The sequence below is a fragment of the Pontibacillus salipaludis genome (genome assembly GCF_014642405.1).
GTDB lineage: Bacteria > Bacillota > Bacilli > Bacillales > BH030062 > Pontibacillus > Pontibacillus salipaludis.
In genome coordinates this window covers 257492-273225 of record NZ_BMIN01000001.1, presented here as the reverse complement: position 1 = coordinate 273225, position 15734 = coordinate 257492, and the positions used below count along the sequence as shown (strand labels likewise).

General features: G+C 37.9%; 19 protein-coding genes. 16 read left to right on the top strand and 3 right to left on the bottom strand.

From position 1 onward, the window contains the following. The first annotated feature begins 306 nt into the window (after positions 1 to 306). The 4 genes from tatA (at position 307) to IEW76_RS01355 (ending at position 1958) form a co-directional block, all read left to right on the top strand. Positions 307 to 537 carry a twin-arginine translocase TatA/TatE family subunit gene (gene tatA / locus IEW76_RS01370; protein ID WP_036779237.1) on the top strand — a complete coding sequence of 77 codons (231 nt, stop codon included), beginning with the start codon at positions 307 to 309 and terminating at the stop codon, positions 535 to 537. A 19-nt stretch (positions 538 to 556) separates the two neighbouring features. Continuing rightward, positions 557 to 757, top strand: a complete 201-nt coding sequence (locus tag IEW76_RS01365; RefSeq protein ID WP_188650188.1) for a twin-arginine translocase TatA/TatE family subunit — start codon at positions 557 to 559, stop codon at positions 755 to 757. Between the two features lie 89 nt (positions 758 to 846). Next, on the top strand, positions 847 to 1629 hold the full coding sequence (gene tatC, locus IEW76_RS01360; RefSeq protein ID WP_188650186.1) for a twin-arginine translocase subunit TatC: 783 nt from the start codon (positions 847 to 849) through the stop codon (positions 1627 to 1629). A 107-nt stretch (positions 1630 to 1736) separates the two neighbouring features. Continuing rightward, complete coding sequence (locus tag IEW76_RS01355) at positions 1737 to 1958, top strand: YozE family protein (RefSeq protein WP_036779227.1); 222 nt, start codon at positions 1737 to 1739, stop codon at positions 1956 to 1958. 139 nt (positions 1959 to 2097) lie between these two features. Here IEW76_RS01355 and IEW76_RS01350 read toward each other — a convergent pair whose 3' ends face one another. Continuing rightward, the gene (locus tag IEW76_RS01350; protein ID WP_373285923.1) at positions 2098 to 2220 is read right to left on the bottom strand and encodes a YjcZ family sporulation protein; all 123 of its coding nucleotides are present in this window, start codon (positions 2218 to 2220) and stop codon (positions 2098 to 2100) included. Between the two features lie 47 nt (positions 2221 to 2267). After that, positions 2268 to 2591: a YolD-like family protein gene (locus tag IEW76_RS01345; RefSeq protein ID WP_188650184.1), complete on the bottom strand. Its 324-nt coding sequence runs from the start codon at positions 2589 to 2591 to the stop codon at positions 2268 to 2270. A gap of 98 nt (positions 2592 to 2689) precedes the next feature. On the opposite strand from IEW76_RS01345, the gene IEW76_RS01340 reads away from it, so the two are divergent. The 11 genes from IEW76_RS01340 (at position 2690) to IEW76_RS01290 (ending at position 13428) form a co-directional block, all read left to right on the top strand. Continuing rightward, positions 2690 to 2890: a hypothetical protein gene (locus IEW76_RS01340; RefSeq protein WP_188650182.1), complete on the top strand. Its 201-nt coding sequence runs from the start codon at positions 2690 to 2692 to the stop codon at positions 2888 to 2890. Positions 2891 to 2973: 83 nt separating this feature from the next. Continuing rightward, positions 2974 to 4125, top strand: a complete 1152-nt coding sequence (locus IEW76_RS01335; RefSeq protein WP_188650180.1) for an exonuclease SbcCD subunit D — start codon at positions 2974 to 2976, stop codon at positions 4123 to 4125. A gap of 1 nt (position 4126) precedes the next feature. Then, a complete protein-coding gene (locus tag IEW76_RS01330; protein ID WP_188650178.1) occupies positions 4127 to 7243 on the top strand; it encodes an AAA family ATPase in 3117 nt (1038 codons plus the stop codon). A 132-nt stretch (positions 7244 to 7375) separates the two neighbouring features. After that, entirely contained in the window at positions 7376 to 7768 is a 393-nt protein-coding gene (locus IEW76_RS01325; RefSeq protein WP_188650176.1) for a DUF5365 family protein, read from the top strand. 68 nt (positions 7769 to 7836) lie between these two features. Next, a complete protein-coding gene (locus tag IEW76_RS01320) occupies positions 7837 to 8085 on the top strand; it encodes a DUF2584 family protein (RefSeq protein ID WP_188650174.1) in 249 nt (82 codons plus the stop codon). Positions 8086 to 8421: 336 nt separating this feature from the next. Continuing rightward, a complete protein-coding gene (locus tag IEW76_RS01315) occupies positions 8422 to 9111 on the top strand; it encodes a uracil-DNA glycosylase (protein WP_188650172.1) in 690 nt (229 codons plus the stop codon). A gap of 683 nt (positions 9112 to 9794) precedes the next feature. Beyond that, positions 9795 to 10454, top strand: coding sequence for a VrrA/YqfQ family protein (gene vrrA / locus IEW76_RS01310; protein WP_188650170.1), 660 nt, complete (start codon positions 9795 to 9797; stop codon positions 10452 to 10454). 85 nt (positions 10455 to 10539) lie between these two features. Then, entirely contained in the window at positions 10540 to 11502 is a 963-nt protein-coding gene (msrB, locus tag IEW76_RS01305; protein ID WP_188650168.1) for a peptide-methionine (R)-S-oxide reductase MsrB, read from the top strand. Positions 11503 to 11772: 270 nt separating this feature from the next. Further along, complete coding sequence (locus tag IEW76_RS01300) at positions 11773 to 12375, top strand: alpha/beta hydrolase (RefSeq protein WP_188650166.1); 603 nt, start codon at positions 11773 to 11775, stop codon at positions 12373 to 12375. A gap of 51 nt (positions 12376 to 12426) precedes the next feature. After that, positions 12427 to 13140 carry a DNA/RNA nuclease SfsA gene (gene sfsA, locus IEW76_RS01295; RefSeq protein WP_188650164.1) on the top strand — a complete coding sequence of 238 codons (714 nt, stop codon included), beginning with the start codon at positions 12427 to 12429 and terminating at the stop codon, positions 13138 to 13140. Between the two features lie 84 nt (positions 13141 to 13224). Next, the gene (locus IEW76_RS01290; RefSeq protein WP_188650162.1) at positions 13225 to 13428 is read left to right on the top strand and encodes a DUF6501 family protein; all 204 of its coding nucleotides are present in this window, start codon (positions 13225 to 13227) and stop codon (positions 13426 to 13428) included. Positions 13429 to 13590: 162 nt separating this feature from the next. Here IEW76_RS01290 and IEW76_RS01285 read toward each other — a convergent pair whose 3' ends face one another. Beyond that, on the bottom strand, positions 13591 to 13965 hold the full coding sequence (locus tag IEW76_RS01285) for a cbb3-type cytochrome c oxidase subunit I (protein ID WP_188650160.1): 375 nt from the start codon (positions 13963 to 13965) through the stop codon (positions 13591 to 13593). Positions 13966 to 14093: 128 nt separating this feature from the next. On the opposite strand from IEW76_RS01285, the gene IEW76_RS01280 reads away from it, so the two are divergent. After that, positions 14094 to 15695, top strand: a complete 1602-nt coding sequence (locus tag IEW76_RS01280; protein ID WP_188650159.1) for an amidohydrolase — start codon at positions 14094 to 14096, stop codon at positions 15693 to 15695. Positions 15696 to 15734: the final 39 nt, after the last annotated feature.

The following is a 15734-nucleotide window of genomic DNA, read 5'->3' as shown; positions in this document are numbered from 1 at the left end:
ATAATGAATGAAAGCCCTCCGTTAAAATAGCAATTAATGCTCCGCTATAATTAGAGAGGTACGCATGTACAAAAAGATGAAATAACTCTTTAATATAGTTTTTAGAATTAATGAGGAAACATAGACAAAACAAATAAAAAGGCTTACAATCGAAGACGAAAGACATATTTTTCCCTTAGGTATTTAAATATTTTTGTAGTGGATCTGTTTAGAGTCTCTGTTTTTGTGAGAAACTCAAGGTAATAGATCCAAATAGAAAAAATGTGCAGCATTAAAACTGCCATTTGGACAAGGGACGGTGAAGCTATGCTATCGACAATTGGCATTCCAGGGTTAATTCTGATCCTTGCAATTACACTAATTATCTTTGGACCAAAAAAGTTGCCTGAAATTGGAAAAGCTACTGGCCAAACATTAAAGGAATTTAAGAAATCTGCCCGGGAATTAACGAGTGAAGAAGATGACAATACAGTGATTGAATCAAAAGGGACTTCTTCTAACCAAGATCAAGCATCCCCTAACACTCAACAACAATAACAACATGGAGTGGTGATTTATGTTAGGACAAATTGGTGTACCCGGATTAATACTTATTCTTGTGATTGCTCTTGTGGTGTTTGGTCCTTCTAAACTTCCTGAAGTAGGGAAAGCAGTAGGAAGTTCACTTCGAGAGTTTAAGAAAGCTACTTCAGATCTTACTAGTTCTGACTCTGAAGATTCCAAGAAGATTGATCAAAACCAAGACAAAAATGCATAAAGTAGTTGAATGTGGAGATGTAAGAGGCATACGCTCTTGCATCTTCTTTCATGAAAAAGGACACGTCGCTCCCATCTGGAGGTGCAACAATGGAACAAGATCATAATAGTATAGATAAAGAAATGAATGTAACGGAGCACTTAGGGGAACTTCGGAAGCGATTAATCATAACGATAAGCGTTTTTATCCTCTTCTTTATTGGTGGGTTTATCTTTATTGAAGAAATCTTCCAATTCTTCATGCAAGGATTTCAGGAACGATCCAAAGAGTTAGGGAATGAGATTACAAAATTGACGGTATTGGGCCCATTCGATGTGCTGTGGGTATATATTACTCTGGCAAGTATCATTGCAGTTGCAGGAACACTCCCAATCCTTTGTCTTCAGGTATGGCTATTTATTAAGCCCGCTCTAACTCCTAAAGAACAAAAACTGTCACTATCCTATATACCAGCTATTTTTCTGTTGTTTATTGGTGGATTATCATTTGGGTATTTCCTTATTCAACCCTTGATTTTTGATTTCTTGGTTGCTTTAGGGGAAGACATGTTTACGATGATGTTTACTGCTGATAAATATTTCAGTTTTCTGCTAAGAATTACGTTACCTTTTGCCATTTTCTTTGAAATTCCAATTATTGTTATGTTTTTAACAAGTCTCGGAATAGTAGAACCTGGTTTGCTACGAAAGATTAGAAAATATGCTTACTTTGTACTAATTATTATAGGGACAATTATCTCCCCGCCAGACTTTATCCTACAGATTGTAGTGGCGATCCCATTAATCATTCTTTATGAAGTATCCATCATTCTTTCAAGTGTTGTGGCCAGAAAGCAAGCGAGAAAAATGGAAGACATTTCAACAGATTCATAACGTTTGAAAAGATACCCATTATAGGGTATCTTTTTTCAGTATGATTGCTTTTTGACAGACTACATGTTACAAAAGTAAAAAGCAATATAGAGCAAGGGGGAGAAAGAATGCGATCTTTTTATCATTTTATGATGACATTTCGCGGTAAATTAGTGCCAGATGACAAAAGTCGGTTAGCTGACTGGATGTTTGAAGACTCAAATTTCCCGAAACAGTCATACTCTTACGATGAAATCAGCCGATATTTAGAATGGAATATACCATTCTCATCTGCTTTAAGCATTTTCGATGAACTATGGGAGCAATACCAAATGGAAGAAGTAATGTAATAAATGTTTTGTAAATCGTTTTAATACTAATGAAAAAACCGCCAGAAGGGCGGTTTTTTTGTTTGATAGAATAGCAAGCTTGTTTATAACAAATTTAAGCGGTGAGGCGATCCACTTTTCATACGCACCCTTTGTTTTATTAACAAACGAATGTTGCACCAACAATGATAAGCAAAATAAAAAGGACCACGATTAATACGAAGTTGTTTCCGTAACCATAGCTCATGTGAACGCCTCCTTTAATTATAGATAGTATTACTATATGGAACTAAGGAGGAGTTGGGATGGGCATATGCGGAATTTTGAAGATTAATCAATGTTGTATATGTGTCTAATCCCTATTGCTTTAGTATTTCCTGTGACAGTTAATATTCGTAGCGATTGCTCTTGAGGGATTAAGTGAGTAATTTTACCTTCTAGCTGCTTTAATTCTCCTTTTGAATACACTGTAATTTTTACAAGAGTTTGGTTTTCGTATGCCTCTATACATGCCTCATTAAGCTCACTTAATGCCTGCTCGTCAAGTGTTGGGGGTAGAAGCTTTCCGTCTTCTTCCCACATCTCTTTCATCATTTCCACGTGTTCTGGCAACATAAGTGAAGTCCACTTCATTGTTCCTCGATCTCGTAGCACATATCTCACCTCAGTATCCAGTATAACGAACAAGTGTTTGTGAAACAATAGAAAAAGAACGCATGTTCGTATATAATTAGGTCAGGAGGTTGGTACTTATGGAGCAAAAAGTATGGAAACAACCTGGTCACTTCGTTGAGATTGTTTACATGGCTAAAGACGGGACGTTAACACAGCGGAAAGTTAAGGTAGTATCTTATAATCGAAATTCGGTATATGGATATTGTTACTTGCGTCATCAAATGCGTAGTTTTTTAAAGAGAAATATACTGGCTGCCTATCCGAATTTACCTGCTTAAAATCATGAATAGCTTTTTCATGATTTTGTTAGTCTGCATTGTGTTGTGGAATTTGGTACGATGTTTATAAGGGAGGAAGTACAATGAAAATTATTCATACCGCGGACTGGCATTTAGGTAAGCTTGTCCATCAATTACATATGACAGAAGACCAAGAATATATTCTTGATCAATTTATAGAGTTAGTGAAAGCTGAACAACCGGATGTGGTTATTATCGCTGGAGATCTGTATGATCGGGCAGTACCTCCAAAAGAAGCTGTTGATTTATTAAACCGTACTCTAGTTAAGCTGATCTATGACTTAAACATCCCCGTTTTAGCTATATCAGGGAATCATGATAGTCCTGACAGATTGAATTTTGGAAGTGAGCTTTTTAAGCGTCAGCAATTTTATTTACAAGCGAGACTTAAGGATGCTTGGAAGCCTGTTCGTATTCCGGATAAATACGGTCAGGTAAACTTCTATTTAATTCCTTATATAGAGCCAAGTGAAGTAAGGAAAGAGTTTGATGATGAAACTATTGAAACACACCACCAAGCAATGGAAGCGATTTTAAAGCGTATCAAAGCTGATCAAGTGACTGATGACCGTCACATATTTGTAGGCCACGCATTTTTAGCTGGAGGAATGGAGTCTGAATCAGAGGAGCGTTTGTCTATGCTCGGAGGAGCGCCATATATAAGCGCAGAACTCTTCAATGATTTCTCCTATGTAGCACTTGGGCACCTCCACCAACCCCAAAAGGTTAAAAAAGAAACCATTCGTTATTCTGGTTCTATACTGAAGTATTCCTTCTCAGAGGCCAATCACAAAAAAGGTGTAACCATAGTTGAATTAGATGGGAACGGTGTATCCTCAATACGACAGGAACGACTAAAGCCAAAAAGAGATATGAGAGTTAAAGAAGGCTACATACATGAGCTTCTCGAGGTTAATGAAGAAGGTATGGAAGACTATCTTCATATTAAATTGTTAGACGAAGGTCAGATCCTTGACCCTATGGGTAAACTCCGCAAGAAATTTCCTAATGTTTTAAGTCTTGAACGCGTTGGATTGATTGGAAAGGCGCACACGGAACAGTTATCTAGCGTACAGGAAAGGAAGCAAATGTCTCATATGGAACTTTTCGAATCCTTCTATAAAGAAGTGAAAGGTAATGAAATGGATCAAGACAGAAGAAATGCGATATCTACGGTTATAAATGAAATTCAAGAAGAAGAAAGGAACCAATAACATGAGAGCCATACAGCTGGTAATAGAAGCGTTTGGACCCTATTCAAAACGCCAGGTTGTTGATTTTACACAGTTAGGACACGAGACAGTGTTTTTAATTACAGGTCCAACAGGAGCAGGGAAGACAAGTATTTTTGATGCCATGGTGTATGCTTTATATGGCCGCGCGAGTGGGAGTGATCGGGACCAGGACACTTTACGTAGCCACTTTGCTGATGAAGATCAACAAACGGAAGTGAAGTTTAGGTTTGAATTAAAACAACACATTTATGAAGTTAGGAGAACCCCACGCCAATTAAAAAGGAAAGAAAAAGGTGAGGGATTCACAGAACAGCCGCCTAAAGCTGAACTTTATAGGATTAAAGATGGGGATCATGATTTATTAGCATCTAAAATCAAAGAAGTGAATGAATCAATTGAAAGCATGCTTCATTTGGATTATGAGCAGTTTAGGAAGATGATTATGATTCCACAAGGAGAGTTTAGACGTCTCATATCTGAAAATAGTAAAGAAAGAGAAGAAATTCTTCAAAAAATCTTTCAAACATACGTTTATGAGCAGATGACAGATCGTTTAAAAGAGGAGTCAAAAGAATTAAAAGAATCTATTCAGGAAATCGAATATAAAGAAGATGATGAAATCAATCGTTTAGAATGGGATGAAGAAACGCGTCGTTCTCTTACTTCTTCTGCTGACGTGATGAATAAGCTCCACAAAGATATAGAAACAGACCAGCAACAACTTGAAGACAATAAAGAAAAAATTGAAAATGAACGGAAAGCTTTAGCAAGCGCTCAGGAAACGTTTTATGAGAAAAAACAGTTAAATCAATTGTTCCTTAAGTTAGAAAAGCAAGAAAAAGAGGTGAGTCAGTTAGATCATCAGAAGCCTTCTATTAAAAAAATTGAAGAGGAAGTGTATGTTGCTAAAAAAGCACAACACGTAAAGCCATATGAAGATCAGGTTCTTCAAAGAGAAGGAGAAGAGAAAAAACAACAGGAACAACTTGTTCAAAAGGAAAAAACGCTTCATGAAGTAAAAAATAAATTTGACCAAACAAAGAAAAACTATGAAGAAGCTCTCTCTAAAGAAGAAGAGCTAGAGTCATTAAAATTGAAAATACAGCAAAAGAAGAAAGATTATGAGAAGGTTGAACGCTTTAAAACGTTGCAAACTGAAGAGGTGTCCTTACGAAAGAAGAAGGAAGAAGCTGAGGCTTCTGTTAAGGGATTAGAAGAGCAATTAAAGAAATTAAATGATCAATGGCAATCACTTTCTAAAGACACGCACAATTCTCAAGGATTAACAAAACAGTTCTATGAATTGGAAAGTCAGGAAAAAGAATACGGTTTAAGAATTGATAAATTACACCATTTAATAAAAGAAGAAGAAAAAATACAGTCCATGATTCGAACCTATCATCAAGCAAATACCCGGTTGGAACGAGCTAAGGAACAAGTAGATAGCACAAGATCAAAACTTAAACAATTGGAACAGTCCAAACAGCAGAACCAGGCTGTTGTCTTAGCCAATCATCTTCATGATGGAGAAGCATGTCCTGTTTGTGGTTCTATGGAACACCCGGATAAAGCCTACACACAGAAAGACCCAATCTCGGATGAGGAAATAGACCGAGTAAGCAGAAAACTAGAAGAAGCAGAAAAGACACTTACTGAAGAACAGGAAAATTATATTAAGATCAAATCTGAAGGTCAAACCCAACGTCAAATAACGGATCAATTGACTAAAGAGCTTCAAGATGATTTACAAAAGGATCATCTTTTAGAGAAAAGTCGCCATGAACAGATGCACTATTGGCAAAGTCAATACGAAGGTTTAAAAAAAGAAAAAGAGACGCTATCGGTAAAGATTAAGCAATCTGAGGCCGCTCGTCATGAGATGGAGCAAATAAGTCAACAGATGAGTGAACGGAGTAATTCGCTTGAACATTCACGTAAAGAATCTTCATCTAAGCGTGACGGATGGCTACAAGTTTCTACGAAGCTCTCTCAATTAGGAGAAGAAGTCGCTGATATTACTACAGATATTGAAGCGTTTAAACGAGAACTGAATAAAATGGAAAACGAATATTCCAGACAACAAAAAGCATTACAAGAGTTGGCTAATTTGTATCAACAAGAAAAAGAACAAAAACAGAAGTTAGAGACAGAAGTTGAAGGTCATAAGCAATTCTTAGAAGAAACAAGAAGCCACGTTAGAACTGCTAGAGAGTCTTTTGAGAAAACTATCAAAGAAATGGGCTTTAGGTCAACAGATGAGTACAGTGAAGCCAAAATGGACTCTGAAATTGTAGAACAAAAACAAAAAGAGGTAGAGAATTTTTACGCAAGGTATCAATCGATCATGGAAGGATATGAAGCCCTAAAAAAACAATTAGAAAATGAAGAAGTACCGGATTTATCCTACTACGATGACATTGTACGAGCTCTAGAGCAGAAACTCCAGAATATCACAGAGAAACAGCAAGTATTGCATCTGCAAATTAATGAGCAATTGAGAATTTATAAAAAGCTTCAAGAACTTTCACATGAAAAAAAAGAGAAAGAACTAAGGTATTATTATGTGGGGGAATTAGCTCAATTAGCTAAAGGGGATAACGCATATAAGTTATCTTTCGAACGTTATGTTCTTTCAGCATTTCTAGATGAGATTATCCTTCAAGCAAATATTAGGTTAGATCAGATGACAGAGCACCGTTATCAGCTTGAACGGAGTAAGGAACGAGCTAAAGGTGGAGCTCAAAGTGGTTTAGACCTCGAAGTACTTGATCATTACACAGGACAAAAGCGCTCAGTAAAAACTTTATCAGGAGGAGAAGGCTTTAAAGCGGCGCTTAGCCTTGCTCTAGGTATGGCTGATGTGGTTCAGGCTCACGCTGGTGGAGTACAATTGGATACGTTATTTATCGATGAAGGATTTGGTACTCTGGATGAAATTTCTTTAGAACAAGCAATAGACTGCCTAAAAGATCTTCAAAAAGGGAATCGAATGCTAGGTATCATATCTCACGTTCCACAATTAAAGCAGGAAATACCTGCAAAGCTACAGATCCAGCCATCCCCTAAAGGATCAACATGTCATTTTACCTTCCACTAAATTACTGGAAGTATTTACAGCTTAAATTCTGACAATTTCACATGATATAGTAATGGATAGAGTAAATCCCTGTCTATTCCATTTTGAACCTGGAAATAGATGATGTAGTAAGTCTAGGAGGCCTTTACCATTATGAAAATCGTGACAGCTTCAACACCTGAGCAACAAGAATATGTGAAAGAGAAGATTACATATTTTTTCGATTCGCTTTTTCCTTTTTTCTTCTCAGGAAGTTATGCAGAAGATCTTAAAAACTTTGGCGTCCTTTCTATTGAAGGCATAGAAGAGTACACTCTTAAAGAGATACTAGAAGTAACAGCTGCACTTCAAACGCTTCAAAGCTTGTTAGAGTGTATTTCTGATTGTACAGGAGACCAGAAACATTCAAAGCAATTTGATCGTAATACAAAGATTTTAGAAAAACACTCTATTTATTTCCCACTTAGATATGATGACTTCTTATATACAAAAAATAATGAAGTATTATCACTTATGGGGAAGCCTGAGAATCAATGGATTTTGTAGAAATTTCTTGTCAACGATCTTTCTCTGGAGTAGGATAAAGGAAAAAGGAAGAGATGGAGGGGATGAGGATGACAATGCCTCTTTCATTAGCTACGAAAATAATCACACTTGGTGAAGAAAAGCGTGTCCAAGAGAAAGAAAATGTATTTGAATTATATTTAGACGAATACTGTTTATTTCCGGTGGATGAATTGTTGGAAATATCTCGAACAGCTGAGTCTGAACAGACAGGGACAGCGAAAATTGTCGAAATGACTTGGGCGAATGGACAAACACGCTTGATATATCAATTAATTTCGTTATATAGCGTCAATTAACGACAGTAATAGTAAAGTTGTGTTGAAACATGCGCTTGCCCGGGAAATAGGTGATTATTCCTTAGCGTATTTTCATGAAATTGCCATAACTCACACGTTCAAAAGGATGCCCCTTCCCTTATACTAAAAGTAGAAGATCATTTACTTAGGAGAAGGAAGGGATACCAATGATGACGGCGATGTTATTTGGATGTATTTTAAGTGGTAGCTTTGCTTTAATTATTGCAAGCGAGCTAACAACAGATTGAATTGAACAATCTAGAATGCTATACTTCCGGAGCAGGTACCTTAGGTGCCTGCTTTTTATTTACATAAATACGCGTGAGGTGAACAAGATTGGATATTATAAAGAATGACTGGAAAGAGATTCTAGAAGAGGAATTTCACAAAGATTATTATCAAAGATTAAGAGATTTTTTGAAAATAGAATATGCAAATGAAGCGGTTCACCCGCCTATGCACGATATTTTTAATGCGCTTCACTACACTTCCTACTCAAATACTAAGGTCGTTTTGCTGGGACAAGACCCTTATCATGGAAAAGATCAAGCACATGGTTTTAGTTTTTCAGTTAATCCGCAAGTGACCGTTCCGCCTTCACTAAGGAATATTTATAAGGAGTTATCAGAAGATGTTGGTTTTAATGCCCCTCCACATGGCTACTTGTTACCTTGGGCTAAACAAGGAGTTTTACTATTAAATACTGTATTAACTGTACGAGAAGGTCAAGCTCATTCACATAAAAAGAAAGGGTGGGAGACCTTTACAGACGCTGTTATTAAATCTCTGAACAAGCGAGAAAATCCTATGGTCTTTATGTTTTGGGGGAAACCTGCCCAGCAAAAGGAAAAAATGATTGATACGAATAAGCATCTTGTTTTAAAAGCCCCACATCCCAGCCCTCTTTCAGCTTACCGTGGCTTCTTTGGTAGCCATCATTTTTCTAAAGCAAATGAATTTCTATCAGAAAAGGGTCTCGGGTCCATAGATTGGCAACTCCCCCATGACCCTTATGAACCTGAGTAAATTCAGGACTTATCCGTATTAGTAAAATTACTCGTTCCATATATGCCCCCTAATGCGGAAGACTTGAATTCAAGGTGATCTCGTCTTGCTATGAATAGAGAAACGCTCCCGTCAACTTTTATGGAGCGTAAGGTGGTCCTGGAAATCACTCGCTTTCCGCGGGTGAGCTGTCGAGCTTCCTCGTTCGCTTCGCTCTCTGCGGGATCTCGTCTAGCTCTTTCTCCCGCAGGAGTCTCGCAATTTCCAGGCCCACCTTTGCCAAATGGGGAGAGACGGGAGCGAGCCGAATATGTTAGGTGGGGGCTTTTATGCAATCATGATGAGTGGCCGTTCACCCAATAAACGTTAGGGCAGGCTCGGGGACTGCGAGACTCCCGCGGGGTAAGGAGCTTAGGGGAGACCCCGGAAAGCGCGTAGCGATTGAGGAGGCTTCCCAGCTCCCCGCAGGAAAGCGAGTTGTCCTCGAGCCTGCCCTAGCACTTATAAGCGTAACGGCCACATACACGACGCAGTGTCTCAGCTTCGAGCCTTCAACAAATCTGCCCTATTATTGAACAAACCTATTATAAAGATTACGACATCAAACATTAACAGAGCTTTTAAATAAATAGTGAATTCGCCTACACCATCTCTCCCTGCTTAACGTACATTACAAGTAGTGATTATATAAAGGAGGGGAACCGATGAATCAAGGTATGAGATCATTTGGTCCCGGGCCTAGGCCCCAGTTAGGAAGAATGTTTAACCAGGGACCTAGTAGGATCCCTCAAATGCCGCAACGTTTTGGACCACAAGGCTTTCAAAGCCCATTTCCTCAGAATTTTCAAAGGTTTAATGGAATGGGGGGGATGCAAGGATTCCCTGGAATGTCTAATATGGGTGTTCAGGAAGTAGGAAGTCAAACACGAGGTGGAGGAGGCTTGCTTTCTAGAATTCTTTCTTCCGGAGGGGGAGGTGGTCTTCCTTCACTAGGAGGAGCTGCACAAGGGTTAGCTGGTACGGGCGGAGGGGCCACTGGAATGCTAAATAATGTTCAACAGGTATTAAAAATGGCTCAATCAGCTATGCCGATGGTGCAGGAGTATGGCCCAATGATGCGTAATATTCCTACAATGTTCCGTTTAATGAAGATTATGAACGAACCAGATGAGGGGCGTGAAGAAGAGGAATCGACCTCACAAGAAGAACCAAGACAGAATACCGAGCAGCGTGGTTCTCGAGTGAGAGAAGGAACCAATACCTCTACTAGTGCTTCTTCTCAAAGTAAAGGAAACGCGAAAGAATCTGTTTCGAATTCAATACCTGAAAGAAACGGCCCTTCTACACCTCGGATGTATATATAAATAAGCAAGATTCTTGATTTTTCTCCTCTAAAAGGAAACAATAGTGGGTACGAGAGGATTGTTTTGATTAGAGGAGGAATGCATCGTGACAAGTAACAATCTTGAAAAAGCAACGTTTGCAGGTGGCTGCTTCTGGTGTATGGTAGAACCATTTGACCAGCGCCCAGGTATTCATGAAGTGATCTCTGGTTATACAGGAGGCCACACTGAGAATCCGACTTATATGGATGTCGTAACAGATACAACCGGACATGTAGAAGCTGTTCAAATCACATTTGATCCGGATATTTTCCCTTACGAACGCCTCCTACAAGTATTCTGGCAACAAATTGATCCAACCGATGCTTTTGGGCAATTTGCCGACAGAGGGAAATCTTACTCAACAGCTATATTCTTTCATAACGAAAAACAAAAAGAATTAGCTTTAAAATCAAAACAGGAGTTAGAAGAAAGTGGTAAGTTCAAAGACGAAATTGTTACAAAAGTCTTACCTGCTTCAACCTTCTATACAGCAGAAGAAAAGCATCAGGACTACTACAAAAAACAACCTTATCATTATAAGCGCTATAAACAAGGATCAGGTCGAAAAGATTTTATTGAAAATCATTGGAAAATGGAAAAAGACTCTAATCAGTTAAAACAAGAACTGACACCTATGCAATATAAGGTGACACAAGAGAACGGAACAGAACCCCCGTTTCGAAACGAATACCATGATTATGAGGAAGAGGGGATTTATGTAGAAATTGTGTCAGGCGAGCCTTTATTTAGTTCTAGGGACAAATATGATGCTGGGTGCGGTTGGCCAAGTTTTACACGCCCAATCGATTCTTATTTCGTTGAAGAAAATTTAGATACATCTCACGGTATGATTCGTACAGAAGTTAGAAGTCGGACAGGAGACTCCCATCTAGGACACCTCTTTGATGATGGCCCCAAAGAGGAAGGTGGATTACGCTATTGCATTAACTCTGCGGCTTTAAAATTTATACCGAAAGATGAATTAGAAGAAAAAGGTTACGGATATTTACAATTTTTATTCAAATGATCCCTCCCTCCGTTGAATACGTCAACGGAGGTTTTTTTAATGTAGTTCAGTTCTTGACTCCATTACGTAATGGAGTCAAGAAAAATATATGGGAGAGATGAAACTCTTTTTAAAGAGGTCAAATGTTAACAGAGAGTTTGTTTATTGACACTATCTCGAAACTGAGATAATATAAATTTGAAAACAGTTATTTAGTGACTATAATTATATTATGTAAACTAAAAAGGTATAACGGCACATTGTTAGCAGAAGTGAAGAGGAGTGTTTGATATGAAGCATCTATTCAGGCAAGGTGAAGCAGGTAAACCAGTATTGCTTCTTTTACATGGCACAGGAGGCACAGAAGAAGATTTGTTACCTATAGCAGAAATGATTGATGGTGAAGCCTCCGTACTAAGTGTTAAAGGTCAAATTAATGAACAAGGAATGCCTCGTTTCTTCAAACGACTAAGAGAAGGTGTATTTGATGAAGAGGATCTTGTATATCGTACAGAGGAACTGTTTAATTTTTTGGAGTGGGCTGCACTAGAGTATGACTTTAATCGTAAACATGTAATAGCAGTTGGTTACTCGAATGGTGCGAATATTGCCGGGAGTCTATTGTTCCATTATGAAGAAGTTTTAAAAGGCGCGGTGCTATTCCATCCTATGGTTCCAATCAGAAGTTTAAACTTACCCAATATGAATCGATTGCCTATCTTTATCGGCGCAGGAACCAATGACCCAATCTGTAAGCCTGAGGAAACGAAGGAGTTAAAAAGTTTACTTGAAGGAGCGGGAGCAAAAGTCAATATGCACTGGGAGAGTTATGGACATCGTTTAACGGAATCTGAGGTCTCAGAAGCAAAGAAATGGTATACTAGCATATACTAAACTTAGAAGGATGTTCAATCTGAACATCCTTTTTCTAAAGGATGGAGAAGCATGTTTATCCCGTTTGAACAAAAACTATATAAAGCGACATTTCTAGAAAGACCGAACCGATTTATACTTCATTGTAAACTTGACGACACAGAAGAAATGGTAAGGGTCCATCTACCAGATCCAGGGCGTTTGAAAGAATTGCTTCAATACGGTGCATCTGTATATTTGCGTTATAGTGATAAGAAAGACCGTAAAACAAAATGGTCAGCTGTTTTAGTTCATGATCCTTCAGATGGAACTCTTGTTTCTTTACAAACTACTTTGGTGAACCATCTAATTGAGAAGGCTTTAAAAGAGAATAAATTAAAGACCTTTGAACGTTTTACTTACAAAGCCCGAGAATATAGTAAAGGTCATTCCAGGTGGGATTTTTATGTAGCTAAAGGGGGGCTGCACCATTTAATTGAAGTGAAAAGTGTCTCTTTAGGTATAAAAGGGGTTGGGTATTTTCCTGACGCAATAACAAAACGGGGAACAAAGCATGTGAAGGAGCTAACATCAATTGTAGCAGAGGAAAATGCTTGGCTAGGATCAATTTTATTTGTTTGTCAACGTAATGGCCTTCATTCTGTCCGTCCAGCTGATCATATAGATCCAACGTTTGCAAAGGCTTTACAAGAGGCAAAACAAACTGGGGTTAACCTCTTAGCCTATTCAACAACGATTACACCTGAGGGAATTTCATTGCAGGAAGAGATCCCAGTCTTCGTTTAAGAAAGATAGAAGTGGCGAATATATTGAATCTAATGATTCATCTATAGTAAGATAATTATAGTTGTACATAAAGGAGTTGTCTTGATGATTCATAAGTCATGGTATGAAACAGAAACCATTAAAAGAGTAGAATGTGTGCATGCAGATGCTGAAAAATACGTGGTTGACCGAGTACTAACCCCAGGCAAAGTATACGATGTTAAAAACGAAACAGAAGAGTTTATTTTCATTGTAGACAATACAGGGCGTATGGGTGGATTTAAAAAAGATTATTTTAAAGAAGTATAATAAAGTAAAGCGGATCTCTGGCAGAGATCCGCTTTACTTTTATTCTCTAGATGTATGGTTAAAACAAATAAAGTGTCTCAGTTTGGAGTCTTCAAGAGTACTGCCCTATTTTTGAAGTAACTTATTATATAAAGTAACAACATAAAAAAAAGAGCCAATAACCTAAGAAGGACGCTTAAGATGAATGAAGACGTTCCAAACAAAAGCTATAATTCCAATAACTGTGATGATTGAACCAATTGCAGCACCGATACCAAAGCTTTCGTTTTCAAGTAAAATTAATAAAAATAGTGAGGTCATCATAATCGGTAGGCCGATGTTATGAAGCCAAAAGTGAATTCTCCCTGAAATTGACTGTTCTAATTGAGGGAATAAATGATACAAAATGCCAGCTAATGTTAATGATGTCCATCCTAATAAGTTCATGTGGACATGTACTGGTGTAAGACTGTAATCATGAGTTATAGACATAATTAAACCAAGAATAATAGCAATCAAAAAGTAGAGTGATGAAATTTTGATCAGTTTAATAGCCATATAAATCCTCCTTTTCTGCATGCTACTTTATATCTATGTTCGTGCAGGTCTTAATATCCATTTACGTTTTAGGTTTTCAGAGTCGGGTAAAGTAGTTTGGGATCACTTTATTTAATAGGAGGATAACCATGATTATAGAAAACGTGCGTATTTACTCACCAGATCGTCTTTACAATCCAGACAAAACGTATTCATTACATATTGAAGATGGAGTTTTCACAAAAGTTCAGGAAGGTTCTAGTGGAGAAATAGGGGCAATTGATGGAGAGGGAAGAACAGTTGCAGCAGGGTTTATTGATTCACATATGCATTTATTAAGATTTGGTTTACTAAAAAAAGAACTCGACCTTACTGATGTAACTTCATGGGAAGACATGAAACAGGAGGTTGAAGAGCATTACACTTCGATTGAGGATAAGAATTGGATTTTTGGAAAAGGTTTTGATGATGCTCAATTTACAGACATTGATCATCTTCTGACGTCAGAAGATTTAAATGAAATTGATGTAAATAAACATATGTACTTTATGCATCATGACCAACATGAGTGTGTCATTAGTAATAAGCTTTTAAAGAAATTGGAAGAGGAAGAAGATTTCTATAAGCAACCTGAGGTTTTTAAAGAACGGGATCAAGAAGGAAATTTAACTGGACGATTTAAAGATACAATGGTTCATTTTATTAATTATCACCTATGGGAAAGATCGATCGAAGATACTAAAAAAGCTTTATGTGAAGCGATTCCATTTCTTCTTCAAAATGGAGTTACATCCGTACATTCAGATGACAGAAGCTTTGTTGGTTCTTATAAAACATTGTGGGATGCATATGAACAGGTTGAGGCACAAGGAGACCTGCATATAGAGGCATTCTTGCATCATTATGTGTACGATGAGAAAGATCTAGATGATTTTATACGAGATATGTCACTTCGAACAGGTGAAGGGACAAATCACGTTAAGGTTGGATCAATCAAAATATTCTTAGACGGTACACAGCGTCTTCATACAGCTGCTATGAGACAACCATATCCAGATGCGCCAGAAACGACAGGTCAACTTATTTATCCGCAAGAGGACTTAAATCGCATGATCCGCAAAGCTTCTGAGGCAGGGATGCAAGTAGCCATGCATGCTCTTGGTGATCGAGCTGTAGAATCTGCACTCATTGCATTAGAGCAAGAAGAGGCAAATACGCATCAATTGCGTCATCGCATTATTCATGCCCAAACGTTAGGGGAGGACCTATTAGAACGGTTAGGAGAGGTAGGGGCTTATATAGAAACACAACCTACATTTCTTATGGCGGAATGGGACAAGAAAGGTAATTGGAGTCCAGAAGAGCTACTACCTTATTGTGATTCTTTTAAGAAGATGCTGACTCACCAAATACCTATTACACTTAGTTCTGATGCGCCAATTGGGTCAATCAACCCAATTGATTCTGTTTTTGCAGCAGTAAATCGTGTGGACGACAATCATAATCCTAAAGGAGGATGGATGCCACAGGAAAAGCTTACAATTGACGAGAGTTTTAAAGCTTTTTCAGAAACACCCGCACACTTAGAGTTTCAGGAACAACGGAAGGGTCTGATAAAAGAAGGGTACCAAGCAGATTTTGTATTTTTAAACAAATTCCCTTCAGAAATAGATCCTCTCCAATTGCGATCCATTACAGTTGAAGAAACGTGGACTAAAGGAACTTGTGTATATAATCGTAAAGACAGCTAATTATGAGAAAGGACCAAATCTTAGTGTGATTTGGTCCTT